Source organism: Pseudarthrobacter sp. NCCP-2145, from assembly GCF_023708005.1.
Lineage (GTDB): Bacteria > Actinomycetota > Actinomycetes > Actinomycetales > Micrococcaceae > Arthrobacter > Arthrobacter oxydans.
This window is the reverse complement of record NZ_BRCG01000003.1, coordinates 120338-142280: the sequence shown is the minus strand read 5'-3', so window position 1 is coordinate 142280 and position 21943 is coordinate 120338. Positions and strand designations below refer to the sequence as shown.

Sequence of the window (21943 nt, the reverse complement as noted above, 5' to 3'; positions counted from 1 at the left end):
CGGATCTATTGCCCCCAATAGGGCAGGATGTACACCGCAAAGATGACGAACGCCGCAAGCAGGGCCAATCGTCCGGCGCCGCCGGTACCGTGCCGGCGGGCCTTTGGAGCCGCGCGGTGGCCCGCTGGACGGTAGCCTTCCCCCGTCCCGGCGGCCGAAGGGTTGCCCCGGACTGCCGGCCGCACTGACGAACCCGACCTGGCGGCGGGAGCTCCGGCATTCGCCGGTGGCGCCGCGGGCGGAACCACCGTGCCCGGGCGGACGTGCCGGAACGCCATGATGCCCGGTTCCTGTTCATGGGTGAGGTCCTGGCCCAGCTGTGCGTACAGCCCTGCCACGGTCTGCTGGTCCAGCACCTGGGGCAGTGCCTCGATGGCACCCACCACACGCTGCGTGCCGGCCACGGCCACGTCCGACGCGGTCACCCCAAACAGGTCCGGTTGGGCGGCCATGCAGATCAGCGGGCGGACCAGCCGCCGGTACGGCGGCGACACCACGGACGACACCGCGGCACACTGGGCCAGGGCGCCTTCCACCGCCTGCGTCCGTGCGTACCGGCCCTGCCAGAGCACCCCGGACAACACCCGCACCTCGCCGGTCCAGTTCTTGCAGTCGACCACCACTACACCGCCAGGCCCCACGAGGACGTGGTCCAGGCTGGCCTTCGGCCGGCCGGGCCAGTGCACGTCATGGAGCACGTACCAGCCCCGCGGGACCAGCTCGCCAAGCTTGTCCGCAACCACCTTCTCGCTGACGGCATCCGCATCCCAGGGCTTTGTGGCGCCTTCGGCCTCGTCCAGCCGGCGCTTGAGCCTGGCCACCCTTTCTGCGGCCAGCTTGGACTGCTCGGCTTTCCCGTCTCCTGCCCCCATGGCCGCCCCTGCTTCCCTGCCGGAAGGACGACGGCGGGGGGCCGCCGTCGTGCCTTGCTCTCGGATGAATTCCCCGACTTTTTCGAAAGTAACAGGGCGTGCAGCGGCCGGTATATAAGTACTTTGGTGGGGTCTGTACTCAGGTTGACTACTCGTTTGATGACGATCTTCCGTCACAGGCCGGACACAGTGGCCGCATTCCGGACGGATCGTTTTGACTCAGGTCCCTGTCTGGCATGCTGGTGGCATGGCTAGCCGCGCGGGCACAGTTGCCCAACCCCAGGACCTTGTTGACATCACTGCGCTCCTTGACGCGTACTACGACATCACGCCGGATCTGGGTGATCCCGGCCAGCGCGTGGCGTTCGGCACGTCCGGACACCGCGGCTCCAGCCTGAAGGCGTCATTCAACGAGCAACACATCGTTGCCATCACCCAGGCCATCGTGGAGTACCGGGCGGGGCAGGGCATCACCGGGCCGCTGTTCCTGGCAAAGGACACGCACGCCCTCAGCGAGCCCGCGCAGAACTCCGCGCTCGAGGTCCTGGCAGCCAACGGCGTCCAGGTCCTCGTTGACGCCCGCCACGGCTACACCCCCACGCCGGCGCTCAGCCACGCAATCCTCACCTACAACCGGAATGCCGGCGCCGGCGCCCCGCAGGCAGACGGCATCGTTGTCACGCCAAGCCACAACCCGCCGGCCGACGGCGGCTTCAAGTACAACCCCCCACACGGCGGGCCTGCCGATTCCGATGCCACCGGCTGGATCGCCAACCGCGCCAACGAACTCCTGGAGAACGGCCTGCGCGGGGTGAAGCGGATCCCGCTGGCCGACGCCCTGGCTGCGGACACCACCGGCAAGTTCGACTTCCTCAGCAGCTACGTGGACGACCTTCCCTCCGTCCTGAACCTAGATGCCATCCGCAACGCCGGCGTGCGGATTGGCGCCGACCCCATGGGCGGTGCCTCCGTGGACTACTGGGGCGAGATCGGCGAGCGCCACCACCTGGACCTCACCGTGGTGAACCCCACGGTGGATCCGCAGTGGGCTTTCATGACACTGGACTGGGACGAGAAGATCCGGATGGACTGCTCCTCCCCGGCCGCCATGGCCTCGCTGATCCAGCGGATGGCTGCCGGTGCGGACGGGACGGCAGCCTACGACGTCGCCACCGGCAACGATGCCGACGCCGACCGTCACGGCATCGTCACGCCCCTTGTCGATGGAGTGGGTGGTTTGATGAACCCCAACCACTACCTCGCCGTCGCCATCGATTACCTCTACCGCAACCGCAGCGGCTGGAACCCGGCCTCCGTGGTGGGAAAGACCCTGGTGTCGTCCTCCATCATCGACCGGGTGGCCCAGAGCCTGGGCCGCAAGCTCGTGGAGGTCCCGGTCGGCTTCAAGTGGTTCGTGCCCGGCCTGCTCTCCGGGGAGGGCGCCTTCGGCGGCGAGGAATCGGCCGGCGCTTCCTTCAACAAGCTGGACGGCAGCGTCTGGACCACGGACAAGGACGGCATCCTGCTGGCCCTGCTCGCCTCGGAAATCACGGCGGTCACCGGCAAGTCCCCGTCCCAGCTCTACAAGGGCCTGACGGACCAGTTCGGCGCCCCCGTCTACGCGCGCATTGACGCAGCAGCCACGCGGGAGCAGAAGTCGGCACTCGGCAAGCTGTCGCCGTCGGACGTCACCGCCACCAGCCTGGCCGGGGAACCCATCCTGGCCAAGCTGACCGAGGCGCCCGGCAACGGCGCGTCCATCGGCGGGCTGAAGGTGGTTACGGAGAACGCCTGGTTCGCCGCCCGCCCGTCCGGCACCGAGGACGTCTACAAGATCTACGCCGAGTCGTTCAAGGGCGAGGAGCACCTTAAGCAGGTCCAGGCGGAAGCCAAGGCCCTCGTGGACAGCGTTATCGCCTAGCTGCCCCGGTTTCCGGCAGGCTCCAGAGCTGCAGGATGCGCCGGACGGTGCGGTTACCGTCCGGCGCCATGTCCACCAGCGCCACCCGGTCAAGCACCAGGGTGTCGCCCGGGCGCAGGCGGCGGCCGTGCAGGTGGGAGATGTGCGGCCGGTAGCCGGACCTGGTGTGGGCCGGAGTGAGGATCCTGCCGCCGGCGCTTTCGACTGCCGTGGCCAACTGCCCGTGCAGTGCCTGCAGGTCCGGCTGCGGCCGGACAAGGCTGACGGGCACGGAGCCGTTCCGGCCGAACCCCGCGTCCTCCCCCACTGTCAGTGCGGCGCCCAGTGCCGTCTCCGCAGGTGGCCCGGCGAGCGCCGCAAGCTGTTCGGCGACGGCGTTGTCGACGTCGAACCGCAGCAGTGTGATGTGCAGGGGCCACTGCGTCCGCGGAAAGACCTGGCCTTCAGTCACCGGCTCCACAAACGCGACGAGGACGAAGTTCCGCATCCGCCCAGTGTGCCACTCCCCCGCGGCCCAACGCTCTCTCACTTAATGCCCATTAACCGCCATCGCTCTCTCACGCATGAGAGAGCGATGGCCAAAAAGCTGCATTAAGTGAGAGAGCGTCCCGGGGGTTGGGGGTTAGACGGTGCGGACGACGTCCTCGTAGGAGAACTTGGGTTTGGCTTCGCCCCACGCATCTGCGGCGGGCTGGCCGATGTTGACCACCAGGAAGCTCTTCTGGCCGCCCGCAGGGAAGAACGCCTCATCGATGGCACCGAAGTCGGCTCCGGTCATGGGGCCCGCGGAGAACCCGAGGGAGCGTACGGCCAGGATGAAGTAGCCGGCCTGCAGGTGCGCGTTGTTGTTGCCCGTGGCGGCGGCGAGTTCCGGGTTGGCGTCGTACATGGCCTTGGGGGCGTTGTAGCCGGGGAGGAAGGTGTCCCACTGGCCCGCCCAGTTGGTGTCATAGCTGAGGATGGCCACCAGCGGGGCGGAGGCGGTCTTGGCGCGGTTGCCTGGCATGAGGGCGTCAACAAGCTTGGCGCGGGCTTCGTCCGAGCGGACATAGGTGACGCGCAGCGGCTGGGAGTTGAAAGCGGTGGGGCCGAACTTGGTGAGCTCGTAGATGGCCTGCGCCTGCTCGTCGGTCACCTCTCCGGTGAACGAGTTGGCGGTGCGGGCCTGCGCGAAAATAGCGTCGACGGCGGCCGGATCGATAACCGCTTCTTCATGGGCAATGGTCATTGGCGTACCTTTCGCTGTGCCTCCCCGTTTGCGTCGGGGCCGGCGTCGTTGCTTTCCATGGTTGCAACTTCAACCAGCGGTGTCCTCTTCCCGTGACGGCCCGTGACATCGGACACAACGGTCCGTGGGCAGGGCGCGGGCGGTATCCTTGTCCCAGTTAATCTCCGCCCTCCGCGGCATCCCCCGAAAGCCCCCGAAAGGCCTCCGCCCATGAGCATGCTCGGAATCAAATGGAAGCTGCACGGCACAGGCAAGTCCATCAAGCCAGGGCACGTGGTGGCCCCCGATGAGCGCCTGGCCTGGCCGCTGACCATCGGCGTGGGCATGCAGCACGTGGTGGCCATGTTCGGCGCCACGTTCCTGGTGCCCATCATCACCGGCATGCCCCCTGCCACCACTTTGTTCTTCTCCGGCATCGGGACGCTGCTCTTCCTGGTGATCACCAAAGGCCGGGTTCCCAGTTACCTCGGCTCGAGCTTCGCGTTCATCGCACCCATCATGGCGTCCCAGCAGCAGTTCGGCGTGCCGGGCGCCCTGGGCGGCGTGGTCCTGGCCGGCGCGGCCCTGGCCCTGGTGGGCGCCATCGTCCAGAAGTTCGGCGCGGGCTGGATCAACCGGCTGATGCCGCCCATCGTCACCGGTGCCATCGTGGCGCTGATCGGGCTCAACCTCGCACCGGCGGCCAAGCAGAATTTCGACGCCGCCCCCGTCACCGCCGTGGTCACCCTGGCCACCATCATCCTGGTCAGCGTGCTGTTCCGGGGGATCCTGGGCCGCCTCAGCATCCTGGTGGGCGTGGTGGTGGGCTACCTTGTGGCGATGCTGCGCGGCGAAGTGAGCTACGACAAGATGGAGGCTGCGGCCTGGGTGGGCCTGCCACAGTTCCAGACTCCCGAGTTCCATGTGGGTGTCCTGGGCCTGTTCGTGCCCGTGGTGCTGGTCCTGGTTGCGGAGAACATCGGCCACGTCAAGTCCGTAGCCGCCATGACCGGCCAGAACCTCGACGGCGTGTCCGGCCGGGCGCTGATGGCTGACGGCGCCGCCACGGTGTTGGCCGGCTTCGGCGGCGGCTCCGGCACCACCACGTACGCAGAAAACATCGGCGTCATGGCCGCCACCAAGGTTTACTCGACGGCGGCCTACTGGGTGGCAGGCGTCTTCGCCATCGTCCTGAGCTTTTCCCCCAAGTTCGGCGAACTCATCGCCACCGTCCCGCCCGGTGTGCTGGGCGGCGCGGCCACCATGCTGTACGGCATGATCGGTATCCTCGGCGTGAAGATCTGGGTGCAGAACAGGGTGAACTTCTCGAACCCGGTGAACCTGACCACCGCCGCCGTGGCACTCATCATCGGCATCGCGGACTACACCTGGACCATCGGTGACCTGAAGTTCACCGGCATCGCACTGGGATCAGCAGCGGCCCTGGTGATCTACCACGGCATGAAGGCCATCGCGAAGGCCCGGGGCACGGCAGCCGAGCCCGAAACCGAGCCGGCGGGGCTTCCTCCCCAGGCCAAGGCAGCGGGGAACGCTGCCGCCCGGCGCGCCCCAAAAAAGCGCTAGCTAGGCCTCCTTCAGGGACAAGGGCTCGGCAGGCAGTCCCGGAGGATGGACTGCCTGCAGATGCCCATGCCCGAAGACGGGCCCGGGACGGGGACGTTTGGGAACCAGCGGGGCCTCCGCGGGGTGCCTGACCTGGCGGATTGCCCAGGGTACGAGGTATTCGCGGGCCCAGGCGATGTCCTTGGCCCGGGCTTCCTTCCAGTTGCGGGGCGGGAGCGCCTTGGGCTGCAAGGGTTCAAGGCTGTGGGGAACGGCCAGCGCCTGCAGCACTCCCAAGGCTATGGTGTGGTGGCCCAGCGGGGAGAAGTGCAGGCGGTCAGGGTCCCACATGCCGGGCCTGGTGAGGTCACGCAGGCACCACAGGTCAACCATCACAGCGTTATGCCGGGCGGCCACCACGTGCAGGTTTTCGTTGAGGATGGCCACTTTGCCGCGTATCTGGCCGAAGACCGGTGTGGCGCCCCAGTCGGGACCGGCGAAGAGGACCACAGTGGCCCCGGAACGGGTGAGCTGCTCTACCCCGGCGTCGATCTTCTCGGCCAGCTTGTCCGGATCGCTGCGGCGGAACACAATGTCGTTGCCGCCGGCGGAGAGCGTCACCAGGTCAGGCTGTGCGGCGAGCGCCGGCCCCACCTGCTGATCCAGGATCTGCTGCAGCCGCAGGCCCCGGATCGCGAGGTTGGCATAGGCGAAATCCGGCTGTCCCGCGCTGAGTTCCTCGGCCACCCTGTCAGCCCAGCCCCGCAGCCCGCCCTGGTTCTTGGGCTCGGGATCCCCCACCCCCTCCGTGAAGGAGTCGCCGAGTGCCACATAGCGGTGCCACGGGTGATGCCCTGGTCCAGGAGCCTGTTCCGCCGGGCTTGCCATATCCAGGCCAACCGGCCGGCCGGGCGACTGCTCCTGCTTCGGCGTTGTCATGCCGTCCTCCCTTCCGCGGTGCGGGATGCGTCCTTGCCCCGCCCGGCCCTCCGCCGGCGGGGCTGTTCCTCCTGCTCCAGCTCGGCTGGGGGCAGCAGGCGGAAGTCCGCGACGCCGTCGGGCGTTCCTTGCCTGAGCCCGGAGGGCTCCCTGCCGGGCTCCCCGGGCATGGGGTTCTCCCTCCCGGGACCAGGCGCAACAACGTTCAGCGCGGCATCGCGCAGGTCGAGTTCGTGGTGCACCGCCTGTGTCTGCAGGAACCGCAGTGCCCCCTCGCGGCTGAGGCCGTACTCGTCCATGAGGCTGCGCACCGCCAGGTCCACCAGGACAAGGGAGCTTTGCACGACGGCGATGCCCGCTTTGGCCTCGGCGCGTTCGGCCGTGCGCACCACAACACGCAGGGCCCGGGCCACATGGTGCGCGTAGCTGCGGCTTCGGAGTAGGTCGTCGCTGCTGAAGGCGTGCGGGACGGCGGCGTAGAGGTTGATGGCGGCGCTCGTCGCGCCTTCGGAGGCGATCGGCATGGACAGGAGCGACTGGACCCCATGGCCGGCGGCCGCGCTGGCGTACCCGGGCCAGCGCCGGTCCCGGCTGACGTCGGACAGCAGCACGAATTCGCCGGTACGGAGGGCTTCGAGGGCCGGTCCGTCAGCGAAGGAGCACTGTTCCTGGTTTGCTTCGAGTGCTCTCTCGGTGCTGGCGGCGACGGTGTGTGCCTGTCCCAGGCGGAAGAGCGTGGCCGCCCAGCTGATGCCGCGCTGCTCGCCCCTGATGTCCGCCATGAAGTCACGGGTGACTTCCCAGAGGTACGTTTCGACGTCCTTGCTGTCGAACACCTGTTCCGGGGGTACTGGAAGGGGTCCCCAGCCGAGCTGCGCTGCGGGTTCAGCCGCCATGATTTACGCCTTGGTTGAAGCGCTCCGGCCTACTGCAAAACCTCTTTCTAAGAATACGTCTCCAGCGCGTTTCAAGGGAGGGGCAGTGCGTTCCGGCCTGAGGGGTTCACACCGTGGACACACGGCATCGCAGGCGCCCCCCGACATGAAAAAGGCCTCCGCGGCGTGGTTCGCAGGGAACCACGCCGCGGAGGCCTTCAGGGACGGCGGTTACCGCTCCCAGGGAGCGGCAGCCGTCCCGTTACCCGGCGTCGAAGCTCTCGCCGCCGTCGTCGTTCGGTGATTTCTCCTCGGGCAGGTCGTTGCCGCTGCCGTCCGGAAGGCCGGCGGCTTCCTGGCCGGACTCGGACGAGACCGGGGCCGAGCCCTGAGAGTCGTCGTTGGACTCATCAATCTCGGCGGCGCTGGAGGGAAGATCAACGTCGCGGGGCACGGGATCCGCCTCCGGATCGGACTGCGGCTCGTTGGTGTCGGCGCCGCCCGCGCCGGAACCGTTCACTGGCGCCTGGGATCCGCCCATCTCCTGCTCGGCGGTGGGAGTGCCGTAGCCGCCCGGGTCCGATTCGGGCTGGGCATGCTGGTTTTCCTGCGTCATGATTTCCTCCTGTTGTCGGTTCGGATGAAGCTGTCCTGCTGGCGTGGATACAGCGTTAGAGGCCCTTGCCGCCGGTTACCGGCAGCACTGCCCCGGAAATGTAGGAGCCGTCCTCGGAGGCCAGCAGCACATAGGCGGCCGCGAGCTCGGCCGGCTGGCCGGCCCGTTCCAGTGGCGTGTCCTGGCCGAACGTGGGGAGTTTGTCCGGCCATTCCGTTGCCGGGATCAGCGGGGTCCAGATGGGCCCGGGGGCTACGGCGTTGACCCTGATGCCCTTGGGCCCGAGTTCCTGTGCCAGCGCCTTGGTGAACGCTACCTGTGCGGCCTTGGTCATGGCGTAGTCGATCAGCGCCGGGGACGGGTTGAAAGCCTGGATCGATGCCGTGGTGATGATGGACGCGCCCGGCTTCAAATGGGGTACCGCGGCCCGCGCCGTCCACAGCAGGGAGTAGAGGTTGGTCTTGAAGACCCGGTCGAATTCCTCGGTGGGCAGCGACTCCAGGCTTTCGCGGTTCTTTTGGTACGCGGCGTTCAGGACCACCACGTCCAGCCGGCCGAATCCGGACGCGGTTTCCTCAGCGATGCGGGTGCTGAAATCCTCTTCCCGGCCGTCTCCCGCAAACAGCAGGACCCGCTGGCCGGCCTTGCGGATCCAGTCCGCGGTGTCCTGCGCGTCCTCTTCCTCTTCCGGAAGGTAGGAGATGGCTACGTCGGCGCCCTCACGCGCGAAGGCGATCGCGGCGGCCTTGCCGATTCCGGAATCACCGCCCGTGATGAGGGCGGCCTTGCCCTGGAGTTTGCCGTGCCCCTCGTAGCTCAGTTCCCCGTGGTCAGGCTTCGGGTCCATCGGCGCCGTGAGCCCGGGCTGCTTCTGCTCCTGCTCCGGGAACGGTCCGGAGTGGTAGCCGCCCCGGGGATCCTTTGGCTGGTCCTTCTGCTTGTCTGTGTCGCTCATAGTCCGCCTGCTCACTGTGTCGGTTTTCGAAGAGCTCCGCCGTGCACCTGCTCTTCGAAGCTATCCCGGCCGGAGGAACAAAGTCCACCGATCGGAGCGAATAATCAGTAAACTTATCAAATGTAGGTCGCGGTGCAACGCCTGCCGTGTTTCCGGGCACGGGAAGAGCAGAAAGGGAGCGGGCAGGCGGAGGAAGGAGAGGCAATGTCCGAGGTGGAGGATTACACGGGCAGGACGGGCAGGAACGAAACCCGTGAGGAGCAGCTGGACCGCAACTGGGCCGAACTGCTGCAGGAGATGCGGGTGCTGCAGATGGGCGTCCAGATCCTGGCCGGATTCCTGCTCACGCTCCCCTTCCAGGAGCGCTTTGAAATACTTGACGATTTCCAGGTTGGCCTCTACCTCACCAACGTGGTGATTGCTGCGCTCACCACCGCGCTCATCCTCCTTCCGGTCAGCGTGCACCGGAGGCTCTTCCGGAAGCGGCTCAAGGAAACCCTGGTAGCCAGCGGGGACACCATCGCAAAAATCACCCTTGCGGGAATCGCGCTGTTGAGTGCGGGTACCGCTGCGCTGGTTTTCGACGTGACCGCCGGACGTACGGCCGGCCTCACAGCCGGCGGAGCGCTGATGGCGGTGATGGTGGTCCTGCTGGTCTACGTCCCCGTACACCTGAACAGGCGCGCCGCCGCGGGGCAGGGATCGCCCCACCCGAACGGGGAATAGCCATGGCCAGGTGGATCAAGGAGCACGGGCTGCTCCTGGTCAATGCCGGGCTGTTCCTGGCTTTCCTGGCCGGGATGATCCTGACGGGGGCAGCCAACTACAGCGAGGAACAACAGGCGCACGGGGGCTCCGCCGTGTCAGTCCTGCAGTTTATGGCCACCGGGGAATTCGTTGAAGCCACCTTTGAAAACTGGGAGAGCGAGTTCCTGCAGATGGCCATGTACGTGGTCCTGACGGTGTTCCTGTTCCAGAAGGGCTCCTCCGAATCCAAGCCGGTCGGCACAGCCGCGCCCCAGGATGAGGATTCCCGCCAGGCCGCCATCAGCAAGGCCACCCCGTGGCCCGTGAAGCGGGGCGGCGCCGTGCTGAAGGTGTATGAGCATTCGCTGTCGATACTCCTGTTTGCCCTCTTCCTGGGATCGTTCGCCGCGCATGCGCTGGGCGGCGCGCAGGCGTACAACGAGGAACAGCAAAGCCACGGGCAGCCCTCTGTCACCGCCCTCCAGTACATGGGCACCAGCCGGTTCTGGTTCGAGTCCTTCCAGAACTGGCAAAGCGAATTCCTGGCCGTCGCCGTCCTCGTGGGGGCGTCCGTTTACCTTCGCGAGAAGGGGTCGCCGGAATCCAAGCCCGTTGCGGAACCCCATCACGACACCGGCACCTGAACCGATGTTCCAGGGTCACTGTCGCGCCGCGGGTCATTGGCGGGAGCGCCCCGCTGACCCGCCCAGGTTTCCGCCGCGCTGCTAAGCGCCCTCGAGGACCTGGCTTGTTGCCCACGCCAGGTACTTGGCGGCATGGGCGACGGCGTCCTGGGGGCTGGGAGCCACGTCCAGCAGCTGCGCGGCAGCCACCACCCCGTGTTCAGCAAGCTCCTCGGGCGTCACCAGGATGCGGCCGGCCACGACGATGACGGGAATCCCGCGCTCCCGTGCCGCGTCCGCGAGCGCGATGGGCGCTTTTCCGGTCAGGGACTGCGAGTCCATGGAGCCTTCCCCGGTGATCACCAGGTCCGCGTCACCCAGTTGCCCGGCCAGGCCGGTGAGTCCCGCCACCAGCGCGAAGCCGCCTTCCAGCGTGGCACCGGTGAAGGCAAGGAACGACGCCGGGAAGCCGCCGGCGGCGCCGGCGCCTGGGACGTTCACGTCCCGGCCGGTGGCCTCACGGAGGATGGACGCCCAGTTGCGGAGGCCGGCGTCGAGCAGTTCCACGGTGTCGGCGTCCGCGCCCTTTTGCGGCGAGAAGACGTGCGCGGCGCCGGACGTTCCATAGAGCGGATTCCTGACGTCCACGGCGATCCTGAAGGTGGTGGCGGCAAGCCGGGGATCCAGCCCGCTGGTGTCCAGTGCCGCGACATCGGCAAGTGACCCGCCACCCAGGGGCACCACGTTCCCGGCGGAGTCGAGCGGCTTGAGACCCAGGGCGCGGAGGGCGCCACTGCCGCCGTCCGTCATGGCCGATCCGCCCAGGCCAAGCACGATCTCCGTGGCTCCGGCGTCCAAGGCAGCCGCAATGAGCTGTCCGCAGCCGTAGCTGTGGGCCCGGAGCGCGTTGGCCGGGGTGGGCTCCATCTCCGCAAGGCCGGAGGCCTGGGCCGTTTCGATGACAGCGGTGACCTTGCCGTCGTCGGCCTTGTTGATGGCCCACGCGGCTCCGAGGGGGGCCAGGATGGGACCGACCACGGCGTTGAGCCGCTCCTCGAAGCCGGCGGCCACTGCCGCCTCCAGTGTTCCCTCGCCGCCGTCGGCAATGGGGAACTGGGTGGCAACGGCCTCCGGGTACACGCGCAGCGCGCCTTCCGCGATGGCTGCAGCGGCTTCAGCCGCCGTCAGGGAACCCTTGAACTTGTCCGGAGCAATAAGAATGCGCATGCGCTCCATCATGCCAGCAGTCGCCGGGAAAGCGCTTGCCGAATCCGTCATCCGGACAGCACGCCCACCACACCGCAGCCGTACGGCCTACCCTTCGCGCCACTCCTGGCTGGTGATGTGGGATCCGGCCTGCGGCCCCATCTGCAGCATCCCGCCATCCACCGCCCAGGAGGCGCCGTTCACGTAGCTGGAAGCAGGCGAGGCCAGGAAGGCAATAACGGCGGCAACTTCCCGCGCGTCACCGGGCCTGCCCAGCGGGACACCCGGCCGGTCCTTGGTGGCGGGGTCCTCATTTTCCTGTCCGGTCATAGGTGTGGCGATCTCCCCCGGCGCCACACTGTTGGCAGTAATGCCGTGCTCGGCAAGCTCAAGCGCCAGGGTCTTCATGAGTCCGCCGAGGCCGTGCTTGGACGCGTCATAGGCGGCGGCCCCTACCCTCGGCTGGAATTCATGGACGCTGGTGACGGCAATGAGGCGCCCGCCCCGGCCCGCCTTTACCATCCGGCGGGCAGCGGCCTGGAGGCACACAAACGCGCCGTTGAGGTTGGTGTCCAGGGTGCGCATCCAGGTGTCGACATCGAGGTCCAGGAACTTGGTCCCGTCGCCGGTTCCGGCATTGTTGACGAAAACGTCCACTCCGCCCAGCCCCTCCGCCAGCTCGTCGACGACGGCCGCGGCGGCATGGAGGTCAGTGGTATCAAGCTGCCGCACCACGGCCTTGCGGCCCAGGCCGCGGATCTCTTCCGCGGCACCTTCGGCCCCGGCCTTGTCCGAGTGCCAGGTGACGCCCACGTCCATTCCTGCCCGGGCCAGGGCGACGGCGGCAGCCTTGCCTATGCCGGAGTCCGATCCGGTCACAATGGCGGTACGTGGAGTGAATCCTGCGGTGTCATGCATGGCGGCAGCCTTTCAGTCGGTCATGCATCCAACGCGTGGAGCATTCGGGTGGTGGGGCATTCGGTGGACGAAGCCTCAGCGGGAGATGGCTCCAGCGGCTCAGGCCGGGCGGCGGAGCTCCGGCGACGGCGGGTACTCGCCGTTCCGCGGAGCTTCCGGCTCTTCCGGCACGGCCATCAGCGGGACTGCGAACGTCACCACCGGGCGGCCTTCCGGATCATCGGCCGACCGGATGGTCAGGCTCCTGGTGCCCGGGGGCACCGAAGGGGTGAAGGCCTGCAGGTTCCGGGACTCCAGCGTGGCCGAGTCCCGGAAGGAATACTCGGTGCCGAAGTGGTCCTGCAGGATAAGGCGCGGCTCGGGGCCGTCGGCGGAGGCCAACTGGATGTTGACCACCAGCCCGGTGGCCCAGATTTCGACCGAAAGGATGGTGAACTCCGTGCGGTGGGTGACGTGCTGGCCGTAGGTCGGCGGCAGCAGCATCCCCCGAAGGCCGCCGGAGGGAATGAGTTTGCGCATCGTGGTTCCTGTAGGTTCTGGGGCCGACGTTGGCGAAGCGGCGCCGGCCTGGAAGCCGGTGCCGGGCAGCGCTCGGCGGGCGGGGTGGCTTAGGCGTGGTCGCGGCCGGCGTTTTTCGGGCGGAAGAGCGGACCGCTGCGGGCCCTGCCGTCGCGGGGGCCGGCACCCAGGCCCTCGCCATGCCAGCCTGATGCAGGGTCGCTGATCCTCTTGCCCTTGCCCTTGCCCTGTTCCACGGTAGCCAGCCTTTCCCCCGGAAGCTCTAACTAGTAAGACTACTTACCATGTAGCCTCCGGATCCTCCCTCGTGTCAAGGGCTTTGGATCTCTCTTGTGGAACAACTGTGGGGATCACCAACAGGAACCCGACAGCCCCCGGGGCGTGAACCCCTGCCTAACCCCGCGGGCGCAGCACAGCGAAATAGCCCGGAACCCGGCTTTGCCCGTCCACCCCGGTCGTTGGGTTCGTTTCGATGGCCACCTCACCGTCGGCCAGGAGTTCCCAGGCCTCCGGCGGAAAGGCCCGCGAGCGCTCGTCCGGGCCGAAGCGGCCGGGCATGGGCAACCCGCGGATGGCCCGTTCCAGCGGGGCAGGGATGCTGCGGGTTGTGGCGCCGAGGTGGGAAACATACTGCACCGGGTTGCCTTGGAAATTGGTCTCCGCCAGGAACACCGTGCCGCGGCGTCCGGCCAGGAGCCGCAGGTTGTCCACCATTGCCGCCTGGTCCGCTGCATCCAGGACGTGAAGGACGCCCCTGATGAAGACGTTCGCGTCGCCTTGGACGCTGAGTGCCCGCGCCGCTCCGGTCCCGGTCATGTCCAGGGCCTGGTAACGGACCTTGGCTGCACCCCTGCCGGCCTGGGTCTCCGCGTCGGCATGGGCTACGGCGTGCCCGGACACGTCCACGCCCACGGCCTCGGTAAAAACGCCCGCCAGCGCCCTGGTGAAACGGCCATGCCCGCAGCCCACGTCAATGACGGGAAGTTCCCGGTCCAGGTATCGGAGCAGGACGTCCCTGTAACCAAGGAATTCGTTGTCCGTACCCGGGTCCCAGAGAATTTCGCTGCCGGCACCCTTCCCCCGGATGCCCGCCCAGTACGTGTCCCACGCCACCGGCCGGTCCTTGGGGGCAGAGCGGGACAGCCTGATGAGCTTGGGGAGCATCAGGTACTTCTGCAGGACGGAACGCACAGACTTTGCGGCTGGGGACTTCGCTGGGGAGGACACGGAACAAATATAGGTGCCCCGCCACTCCCGGACGCGACCTGCCGGAATGTTGCAGGCCGCATGTCCGCAATTCCGGCACTTACCCGCCCGCGCGGGGCCGGGGAAAGCCCACCTCCCACTTAACGTGCGGCTTTCACCGAGCCGCCCGTCCGGCGTCGCCATACAATGTACTCAACTGGGAGGGAAGGGGGCACTGTGGCGGCTGAATCGCCGAGTGACCTGCGTGCGCCGCGCACCGCCGTCGTGGCAGATCCCGACGGCGGGCGGCTGGAATTTTACGCCCGGACGTTGCGGGACGCCGGCTACAGCGTCCTGTGCGCGGGGAACGCTGACGAACTCACCGCTGCAGTGGATTCAGGCCAGCCCTCCGTGGTGGTTGTCGACGCCTCACTCTGCGCCGTGGAAACGGCCGCGCCGGTCCTGGTGGTGGTGGACCTGGACAATCCGGCTGAGCTCGCAGCCATGAGTCCCGCCGGCATCCACGACTGCATCGCCAAGCCGCCGCCGCCCCGGGAACTGGTCCACCGAGCCACCGCACTGATCGACCAGGTGGCACGCCGCAAGGCCGCACGGCAGGAAACCGAAGCCCTCCGCGAACAGCTCCGGGAAGTATCCGCCGCTGTCCGGGCAACAAACGATCCGGAGGAAATAGCCCGACTCGTGGTGGCCGGCTTCGGCCGGACGTTCAAGGCCGACCACGTCTGGCTGGCCACCTTCGAGGACAGCCGGGTTCCCCGCATCCAGGCCGCATGGAACAGGCTGGGGCTGGAACCCCTCCCGGAACAGGCGCTTCCGGATGAACAGTACTCGCGGCAGACGGCGGACCGGCTGTGGGCCGGCGCCGAGACAATGTCCACCGCCGGGACGGAGGAGCATGCGGCGGGAGACGCCCCTGCACCGGGGATCGCCAACGCGGTCTCCTCGCTGGCGGTGCCCATGGGCGAGGGAAGCTCATCGCTGGGCATCATCTGGATCGCGATGCTTGACGGGCCGCGGACATGGTCCGGCACCGAGCTCGGGCTCTTGCAGCACGTGGCCGGCAATGCGGCGCACGGACTCATCCAGAGCCACCTGATCAGCAGCCAGCAGCAGGTGGTGAAGCAGCTGCAGCAGCTCGATAAGGCCAAAACCGACTTCCTGGCCACGGTGAACCATGAGCTGCGGACGCCGCTGACGTCCATCATGGCGTACCTGGACATGATCCAGGAGAGCACCGAACAGCCTGTCTCCCCCGAGGTCCACCAGATGCTGGACATCGTGGTCCGGAACACGGAGCGGCTCCGGATCCTGATCGAGGACATGCTGAGCGTCTCCCGCAATGGCCTTGACGACAGCCTGATGCACCTCACTCCCGTACGGCTGGGACACACCCTGGACCTGGTCGCGGCGGCACTTCGGCCCCTGGCCACGCAGCAAAACGTCACCATCGCCGTGGACCCGGTCCCGGAGGATCCGGAGATCCTCGCCGATGAGGTGCAGCTGCAGCAGGTCTTCACCAACCTGGTTTCCAACGCCATCAAGTTCACCCCGAGCGGTGGGCGGATCGAGGTGGGCAGCGAGTCGCACGCGGCCTCGGACGGCTCCCGCTGGGCCACCGTCAGCGTCGCGGACACCGGCATCGGCATTTCGAGCGACGAGATCGACCACGTCTTCACGCGGTTCTACCGGGCCTCCAACGCCATGACCGGAGCCATTCCCGGGACCGGCCTGGGGCTGGCGATCACCAAGGACATCGTGTCCCGCCACGGCGGCCGGATCGACGTGTCGTCCACCCTGGGCAGCGGCACCACCGTCACCGTCAGCCTGCCCCTTGATACCCGCAGCCAGGAAAACTGAGCACAATGCAGGAACACGATGTTTGCGGATAACGACCCGCGGCTCTCCCAGCTGCTGGAAGGCATTGTGCGGCTGGCGTCCGGCGACCTCACCTCCCGGATCGAGGTGTCCCCTGCGCGCGACGAGCTCGACGCGATCATCATGGGCACCAACCTGCTGGCCGAGGACCTGCAGATCATCTATGAGGAGCTCGAGCAGCGCGTGCAGGTGCGCACCCAGCTCCTCCACGAGGCCCACCTGGAAATGCAGAAGATGGCCATGCAGGACCCGCTCACGGGCCTGGCAAACCGTTCCGCCCTGATCGACGCACTAAAGGATGCGCTGGAGGCGGACGCCGCGTCCCCTTCCGGGGAGGGCCCGGCCCTCCTGCTGATGGACCTGGACGCCTTCAAGTCCATCAACGACAGCCTGGGCCACACCGCCGGCGACCACGTCCTGGTGACCGTGGGCGAAAGGATCCGCAGCGCGGTCCGTGAGTCCGACGTCGTTGCCCGCCTGGGCGGTGACGAGTTCGCCATCGTCCTGCCCGCGGCGTCCCCGGACCAGGCAGGCATCGTGGGGCACCGCATCCTGGCGGCCCTGGGCCAGCCGGTGGAGCTGCCCGGCCGCAGCGTGCGCTGCGGTGCGAGCATCGGACTCAGCGCCGGCGGCGCCGGCAAGACCCCGGAGGACATGCTGATGGAGGCCGACGTCGCCATGTACGCCTCCAAGGCTGAAGGCCAGAACCGGCTGCACCGCTTTGAACCCGGGCTCCTGCTGGTCCGCAGGCTCCGCAGCCAGCTGGTGGAGGACCTGCGTGCCACCCTCAAGGACGGCGGCCTCACGCTCTACTACCAGCCCGTGGTGGAGCTGGCCACCGGGCGGATCGAAGGCGTGGAGGCCCTGGTCCGCTGGAACCACCCGACACGCGGCTTCATCATGCCCGACGAGTTCATTCCCCTCGCCGAAGAGGCCGGGCTGATCTCCGAGCTGGGACTGTGGGTGCTCCGGGCCGCGGTGCACCAGCTCCGCGAATGGATCAACGCGTCTTTGGTGGACAGCCGGTTCTCCGTCCGGATCAATATCTCGGCCACAGACCTGCAGAGCCTGCAGTTCATCGAGGACGTCAGGAACGTCCTGAAGGAAACCGGCGTCAGGCCCGAACAGGTGGTCCTGGAGCTGACGGAAGTGGCAATCGTCAAAGGGAACGAGCTGGACCGCTACTCGCTGGGCGGGCTGCGGGGCCTGGGCGTCGGCATCGAGATCGACGATTTCGGCACCGGGTACTCGTCCATCAGTTATTTGCGCCGGCTGCCGGTGGACCGGGTCAAAGTAGACCGGTCCCTCATCACCGGCCTGGGAAGCGACCCCACCCAGCCGGCACTGGTGTCAGCGGTCCTGCAGCTCATCAGGGCCTGTGGGCTGGAAGCCGTGTGGGAAGGTGTGGAAACGGCAGAGCAGGCCGAGTTGCTGCGCGGCCTGGGCTGCCTCAGCGCCCAGGGCTATTTCTTCAGCAGGCCGGTCCCGCCTGAACAAATTCCGGCATTATTGGCGGGCCAGGCGGAAAGCGCAGCCCGGCAAGGGTAAAGTACTGCGCTTTTGTTTCCCGCGATATACGATCATCGTGCGGTGTCTGGGTTTTCGTCGCCGCGAAAATCAGGTTTCAGCATGGACACCGAATTTTAAAGGCGTTTGGAAATTGAACAACATCGGGGCCAATGGGTCATTACTTCGTCAACTGGGGGCGTAGCTAATGTCGGTTCGAATACAGGCATGGGGAATTATTGCTGCTGTGCTGGCGGATACTGATCCGTCCGGAGCGGCTGTCCGGCAGCGGCTGAGCAACAGCCTGGATGAGAATCCGGGAGTGCCCGAACGGGCGCTGCTCGAATATCTCCTCGATACACGGCGCAGCGATGCCAACACCGCGGAAACGCTGGAGAGCGCCCGGGAAATGCGGCTTACCCCCGAGGTCCCGCCGAAAGTGGCGGAGCAAATCGACGCGATCCGCAGCATGTCACGCATCAGCGCGCTGCTCGAAAGCCAGATGCTGATGACCGCCTTCCAGCCCATCTACGGGCTGGAGGAAAAGAGCGTGGTGGGAGTCGAGGCATTGTCCCGGTTCGTCAGCGATGACGGTGCCGCCGCGGAACTGTGGTTTGCCGAGGCCGCCGCCGTCGGCCTCGGCGCCAACCTGGAATTCGCCGCGCTGGGATCCGCCGCCGCTGCGGCGAAGTCGCTTCCCGGGAATCTGTTCGTATCCCTTAACATTTCGCCCGCTTCCTGCCTGGATCCCCGGCTGCCTGAATTGTTTGACCACATCGATCTCCCCATCAACCGTGTGGTGCTCGAAATGACGGAGACCGTCAAGGACGAGGAATACCCGCAGTTCATTTCCGCCATCAATCCGCTGCGTGACAGGGGACTGAGGATCGCCGTGGACGACACCCATTCAGGGGCGGGGGCGCTGAGCCGGATGGTGCACCTGCGGCCGGACTTCCTGAAGCTGGGCCGGAATGTCATTGGCGATGTGGACAAGGACGGCATCCAGCGTGCCCTGGCCGCCTGCCTGGTGGATTTCGCGGAACAGATCGGCACCACGCTTGTGGCTGAGGGGGTGGAGACCGTAGGGGAACTCAAGGTCCTCACCGAACTCGGAATCAGCGCCGGGCAGGGCTACCTGCTGGGCCGGCCCTCTGTCCGGCCCAAGGACTGGGCCAGCTGGAACGGCCGCCTGGACCTGGACGGGCTCAACCGCCACTTTGCCGGACGCGAGCAGGCCGGCGGCGGCGCAGGGGCCCTCGGGACGGGGTCCTGAGGGCCCCTGCTCCGCCGGTGCTATTCGCTGTGGCCCTGGTCGCCGCTCATCTGGTCTTCCGCAGGCGGAGTCTCGCCCGGAGGCACTCCCCCGCCCGGTTCCAGCCCCGTGATGTTGCCTTCAGCGGGATCAGGATTCGACGAGCCGGCAGAGTCCTTCCCGCCTTGCCCGGTGCCGCCCGGCTGGCCGGCAGGTGGCTGGCCAGCGCCTTCCCTGGCGTCGGCCGGCGGGGTCTTGCCCGGCTGGTCCGGGTTAGCGGGATCGTTTTCGGGATGGTAGCTGCTCATGGTGCTTGCGTCCTTCCTGCCGGGCCGCGGTTCCTTGCCCCGGCTCTGGACTAATTGTAAGCATGCTGATAATTCTGGAGGGGTAATGCTCCGGGCATCCGATGGGGTGCCCGGCACGCAAGGTCGGAAGGAGCAGTCACATGGGTATCGGCGACAGCATCGGCAAGGCAGCAGAGAACGCCATGGAGGATCTGGCAGGGACATCAAAGCCCACTGAGACAGCGCATGTTCCCGAGCCCACGGACCCGAACGATGACGTGGAGGTCCACTCCTCCATCAGCGAAGGCTCCAACGCCCTGGAGGCGGAGAAGCAAAAGGCCCCGGGGCCCAATGCCGGAGCGGCTCCGGCCCCGGCCTCGGAATCCCCCTTTGGCGGGGACCTGGAGCCGGATGAGTCGGACGACGACGGCGGGCCGGCTGGCAGTGCGTCCGCACCGGCGGATGAAGCGGCTGCACCGGCGGGCGGATCGCCTGCGTCCCAACGCGCCGTCCCCGGGCCGGGCGGCCTTCCGGAGCCCAACCCGGACGAGCTGCGGGCCGACCCTTCAGAAGGCGACCAGGACCCGTCCACCAGCACTGGCCGCGGCTAGCAGCTCAGTCCGGCGGGTAGCGGCACGGGCCGCGGCCGGCCCGAGGCCAGCGGGGGTCCTGGGCAATGCTGCCCGGACAGGGCTGCCGGCGCAGTCAGCCGTGCGGCCATTCCCCGCGTTCAAGCAGCACTTCCCGGAGCAGGTCCGCGCGGTCCGTGACCAGTCCGTCCACGCCCAGCTCCAGGAGCCGGCGCATCTCGTCCGGGTCGTTGATGGTCCAGGCATGCACCACGAGGCCCAGGGAGTGCGCGCGCCGGACAAAGCCCGGCGTCACCACGTGCACCCGGCCATAGCGCACCGGCACCTGCAGGGCGTGGACTCCGCGAAGGTTCCAGCGCATGCTCCACCTGAAGACCGGCCCGGGAAGCAGGCGGCCCAGCACAGTGAACAAACCCACGGACACAACACCTGCCGAAGCCGCCACGGGCTGGCTCAGCAGCTTCAGCACCGCCCGCCGCCGGCGGTCCGAGAAGCTGGTCAGCAGTACCCTGTGGTGCACCTGGTGCTCTTCGATTGCGGCTGCGATGCTGCGGACCGAGTTCCAGTCCTTGACGTCCACGTTGAGCCGGACCCCGGGCAACTCCGCAAGCAGCTCGTCCCACCGCGGGATGGGCTCACGCCCGCCGATCCGCGCCTTGGCTACCTCATGGGCGGGGAGCTCGGACACCCGGCCGCTGCCGTCGGTCACCCGGTCCAGGTTTTCATCGTGGAAGAGGAGCACCACGCCGTCGGCTGTGGTGTGGACGTCCGTCTCAAGGTAACGGTAGCCGAGGTCGACGGCGGCGCGGAACGCGGCCATGGAGTTTTCCAGGCCGTCCCGGGAAAAGCCGCGATGCGCCATCGCGATGGGTATCGGGGACCCGTCCGCGGCGGCATGGTCGAAGAACGGGAGCGTCACACTGCGAGCGTACTCCAGGAGCGCCGGCTGCCCGGCCAGGCAGCGTCAGTCCTCGTAGGCGGCTGCGTCTTCCTGGAGGACGATGTCCACACCGTCGCTGCAGTGCAGCAGCGTCCGGCCGCGGCCGCCGTCGAAATCGATCCACACCGCGGAGTGGTCGGCAGTGACTGCGTCGACCAGGCCGCCGGCCTCGAATCCCGGGGCGAGGAGCACGCGGACGCGGTCACCCGTCGTGAGTTTCTTCCAGTGCGGTGCGGGCGTTGCCTGGCGCGGCAGCGCGTCGGCGGTTCCAAGCTTCGTTTTTCTTGCCATTGTTACCCCTTGAGCCTGTTACCCGGAGCCGGGATGGAGGGGTTGGGCCCTCCATCCCCAACGTTAGGGAGCAAAGGTGAACGCGAGGTGAGCGCCAGCTGTGAAAACGGCGCTGCGTCCGGCGGTCCGGGGAGGAAGTCCGGCCGGCCCGGAATCAGGAAATCTGTACGCCCAGCGAGGCCAGCCGGGACTCCAGAACCTGGGCCACGCCGTCGTCGTCAAAATGGGGCGCCTGCTGCCCGGCCGCGCGGATCGCCTCCGGGTGCCCGCTCGCCATGGCGTAACCGTGCCCGGCCCAGCGGAGCATCTCGATGTCGTTGGGCATGTCCCCGAACGCCACGACGTCCTCGGCGCCGATGCCCAGGGCGGCGGCGTATTCGGCGAGGGTGACGGCCTTGTTAACCCCGGGCAGGGCGAGCTCGAGCATCGACACCCCCGGCGAGGAATGCGTTGCAGAGGCAAGATGTTCGACGGCGGGGGCCACCTCGGCGAGGAAGTCGTCGGCAGTGCCTTCGCGGACGATGGCCAGGAACTTCACCACGGCGTCGTCCGCTGCCAGCGTTTCGGCCAGCGGCGCCGGCGTGAATTCGGAGAGCAGCTCACTGGAGCCGTTTTCGATGAAGCCGGGTTCGAGGTGGAACCCCCCGAGCGTTTCGGCGGCGAACAGCGCGGCGGGACGCAGCCGTTTGATGACGCGGCGGACTTCCAGGACCGCGTCGAGGGTCAGCGTCCGGGCGGAAACGAGCTTGTCCGCCTCAAGGTCCCAGACGACGGCGCCGTTGGAGCAGATGACGGTGCCGGTGTGGCCGAGCTGGTCCTGCAGGGGGTGCAGCCAGCGCGGCGGGCGCCCGGTGACGAAAACGAGTTCGACGCCGGCGTCCCGGCAGGCGTGGAAGGCCCGGACGGTGCGGTCGCTGATTTTGCCATCGTGGCCGAGGATCGTTCCGTCTATATCGCTTGCTACCAACCGCATCCTGCCAGTCTACGTTGAGGTATGGGCCGGAAAACCCGTGGGGACCGGTTTACTGCGCTCCG

General features: G+C 67.6%; 24 protein-coding genes. 8 read left to right on the top strand and 16 right to left on the bottom strand.

Translation table 11 applies throughout. The annotated features are described in order from the left end of the window. Positions 1-5: 5 nt before the first annotated feature. Positions 6-872, bottom strand: coding sequence for an NERD domain-containing protein (locus tag NFU08_RS03620; RefSeq protein ID WP_251420806.1), 867 nt, complete (start codon positions 870-872; stop codon positions 6-8). 247 nt (positions 873-1119) lie between these two features. Between NFU08_RS03620 and pgm the strand changes: the two genes are divergently transcribed. After that, positions 1120-2793 (top strand): phosphoglucomutase (alpha-D-glucose-1,6-bisphosphate-dependent), encoded by a 1674-nt coding sequence (gene pgm, locus NFU08_RS03615; RefSeq protein WP_174178973.1) that lies wholly within the window; start codon positions 1120-1122, stop codon positions 2791-2793. Here the strand turns inward: pgm and NFU08_RS03610 are convergent. Both NFU08_RS03610 and NFU08_RS03605 read right to left on the bottom strand, forming a co-directional pair. Further along, positions 2783-3280, bottom strand: coding sequence for a 2'-5' RNA ligase family protein (locus tag NFU08_RS03610; RefSeq protein ID WP_251420804.1), 498 nt, complete (start codon positions 3278-3280; stop codon positions 2783-2785). The genes pgm and NFU08_RS03610 overlap by 11 nt on opposite strands. Positions 3281-3415: 135 nt before the next feature. Continuing rightward, entirely contained in the window at positions 3416-4021 is a 606-nt protein-coding gene (locus NFU08_RS03605; RefSeq protein ID WP_251420803.1) for a malonic semialdehyde reductase, read from the bottom strand. Positions 4022-4231: 210 nt separating this feature from the next. Here NFU08_RS03605 and NFU08_RS03600 point away from each other — a divergent pair, with 210 nt between their 5' ends. After that, positions 4232-5584 (top strand): uracil-xanthine permease family protein, encoded by a 1353-nt coding sequence (locus tag NFU08_RS03600; RefSeq protein ID WP_251420801.1) that lies wholly within the window; start codon positions 4232-4234, stop codon positions 5582-5584. Here NFU08_RS03600 and NFU08_RS03595 read toward each other — a convergent pair whose 3' ends face one another. From NFU08_RS03595 to NFU08_RS03580, 4 genes are all read right to left on the bottom strand, one after another. After that, a complete protein-coding gene (locus tag NFU08_RS03595) occupies positions 5585-6451 on the bottom strand; it encodes an SGNH/GDSL hydrolase family protein (protein ID WP_174179058.1) in 867 nt (288 codons plus the stop codon). A 47-nt stretch (positions 6452-6498) separates the two neighbouring features. Continuing rightward, entirely contained in the window at positions 6499-7398 is a 900-nt protein-coding gene (locus NFU08_RS03590; RefSeq protein WP_251420799.1) for a GAF domain-containing protein, read from the bottom strand. Between the two features lie 241 nt (positions 7399-7639). Next, the gene (locus NFU08_RS03585) at positions 7640-7993 is read right to left on the bottom strand and encodes a hypothetical protein (protein WP_174178982.1); all 354 of its coding nucleotides are present in this window, start codon (positions 7991-7993) and stop codon (positions 7640-7642) included. 55 nt (positions 7994-8048) lie between these two features. After that, a complete protein-coding gene (locus tag NFU08_RS03580) occupies positions 8049-8948 on the bottom strand; it encodes an SDR family oxidoreductase (protein ID WP_174178984.1) in 900 nt (299 codons plus the stop codon). A 204-nt stretch (positions 8949-9152) separates the two neighbouring features. Here NFU08_RS03580 and NFU08_RS03575 point away from each other — a divergent pair, with 204 nt between their 5' ends. Next, positions 9153-9674, top strand: a complete 522-nt coding sequence (locus tag NFU08_RS03575) for a DUF6328 family protein (RefSeq protein ID WP_174178986.1) — start codon at positions 9153-9155, stop codon at positions 9672-9674. Positions 9675-9676: 2 nt separating this feature from the next. Continuing rightward, a complete protein-coding gene (locus NFU08_RS03570; RefSeq protein WP_251420797.1) occupies positions 9677-10339 on the top strand; it encodes a DUF6766 family protein in 663 nt (220 codons plus the stop codon). An 81-nt stretch (positions 10340-10420) separates the two neighbouring features. Here NFU08_RS03570 and NFU08_RS03565 read toward each other — a convergent pair whose 3' ends face one another. The 5 genes from NFU08_RS03565 to NFU08_RS03545 form a co-directional block, all read right to left on the bottom strand. Continuing rightward, entirely contained in the window at positions 10421-11545 is a 1125-nt protein-coding gene (locus tag NFU08_RS03565) for a glycerate kinase (RefSeq protein WP_251420795.1), read from the bottom strand. Between the two features lie 87 nt (positions 11546-11632). After that, complete coding sequence (locus tag NFU08_RS03560; protein ID WP_251420793.1) at positions 11633-12442, bottom strand: SDR family oxidoreductase; 810 nt, start codon at positions 12440-12442, stop codon at positions 11633-11635. Positions 12443-12541: 99 nt separating this feature from the next. Next, positions 12542-12961 (bottom strand): hypothetical protein, encoded by a 420-nt coding sequence (locus tag NFU08_RS03555; RefSeq protein WP_251420791.1) that lies wholly within the window; start codon positions 12959-12961, stop codon positions 12542-12544. A gap of 89 nt (positions 12962-13050) precedes the next feature. After that, complete coding sequence (locus tag NFU08_RS03550; protein ID WP_251420789.1) at positions 13051-13197, bottom strand: hypothetical protein; 147 nt, start codon at positions 13195-13197, stop codon at positions 13051-13053. A gap of 157 nt (positions 13198-13354) precedes the next feature. Beyond that, positions 13355-14125, bottom strand: coding sequence for a class I SAM-dependent methyltransferase (locus tag NFU08_RS03545; protein WP_251420962.1), 771 nt, complete (start codon positions 14123-14125; stop codon positions 13355-13357). A gap of 258 nt (positions 14126-14383) precedes the next feature. Here NFU08_RS03545 and NFU08_RS03540 point away from each other — a divergent pair, with 258 nt between their 5' ends. From NFU08_RS03540 to NFU08_RS03530, 3 genes are all read left to right on the top strand, one after another. Continuing rightward, entirely contained in the window at positions 14384-16024 is a 1641-nt protein-coding gene (locus NFU08_RS03540) for an ATP-binding protein (RefSeq protein WP_251420787.1), read from the top strand. Positions 16025-16042: 18 nt separating this feature from the next. Continuing rightward, the gene (locus NFU08_RS03535; RefSeq protein WP_174179000.1) at positions 16043-17590 is read left to right on the top strand and encodes a bifunctional diguanylate cyclase/phosphodiesterase; all 1548 of its coding nucleotides are present in this window, start codon (positions 16043-16045) and stop codon (positions 17588-17590) included. A gap of 166 nt (positions 17591-17756) precedes the next feature. Next, positions 17757-18821, top strand: a complete 1065-nt coding sequence (locus NFU08_RS03530; RefSeq protein WP_251420785.1) for an EAL domain-containing protein — start codon at positions 17757-17759, stop codon at positions 18819-18821. Positions 18822-18841: 20 nt separating this feature from the next. On the opposite strand, the gene NFU08_RS03525 is transcribed toward NFU08_RS03530, so the two are convergent. Continuing rightward, a complete protein-coding gene (locus NFU08_RS03525; RefSeq protein WP_251420783.1) occupies positions 18842-19108 on the bottom strand; it encodes a DUF6480 family protein in 267 nt (88 codons plus the stop codon). 140 nt (positions 19109-19248) lie between these two features. On the opposite strand from NFU08_RS03525, the gene NFU08_RS03520 reads away from it, so the two are divergent. Then, positions 19249-19698 carry a hypothetical protein gene (locus NFU08_RS03520; RefSeq protein ID WP_251420781.1) on the top strand — a complete coding sequence of 150 codons (450 nt, stop codon included), beginning with the start codon at positions 19249-19251 and terminating at the stop codon, positions 19696-19698. Positions 19699-19792: 94 nt separating this feature from the next. Here NFU08_RS03520 and NFU08_RS03515 read toward each other — a convergent pair whose 3' ends face one another. The 3 genes from NFU08_RS03515 to NFU08_RS03505 all read right to left on the bottom strand — a co-directional run bounded on the left by NFU08_RS03515 (position 19793) and on the right by NFU08_RS03505 (position 21881). Then, positions 19793-20596, bottom strand: coding sequence for a glycerophosphodiester phosphodiesterase (locus NFU08_RS03515; protein ID WP_397425095.1), 804 nt, complete (start codon positions 20594-20596; stop codon positions 19793-19795). Between the two features lie 45 nt (positions 20597-20641). Continuing rightward, complete coding sequence (locus NFU08_RS03510; RefSeq protein WP_251420779.1) at positions 20642-20908, bottom strand: hypothetical protein; 267 nt, start codon at positions 20906-20908, stop codon at positions 20642-20644. Between the two features lie 154 nt (positions 20909-21062). Continuing rightward, the gene (locus NFU08_RS03505; RefSeq protein ID WP_174179010.1) at positions 21063-21881 is read right to left on the bottom strand and encodes an HAD family hydrolase; all 819 of its coding nucleotides are present in this window, start codon (positions 21879-21881) and stop codon (positions 21063-21065) included. Between the last annotated feature and the right edge of the window lie 62 nt (positions 21882-21943).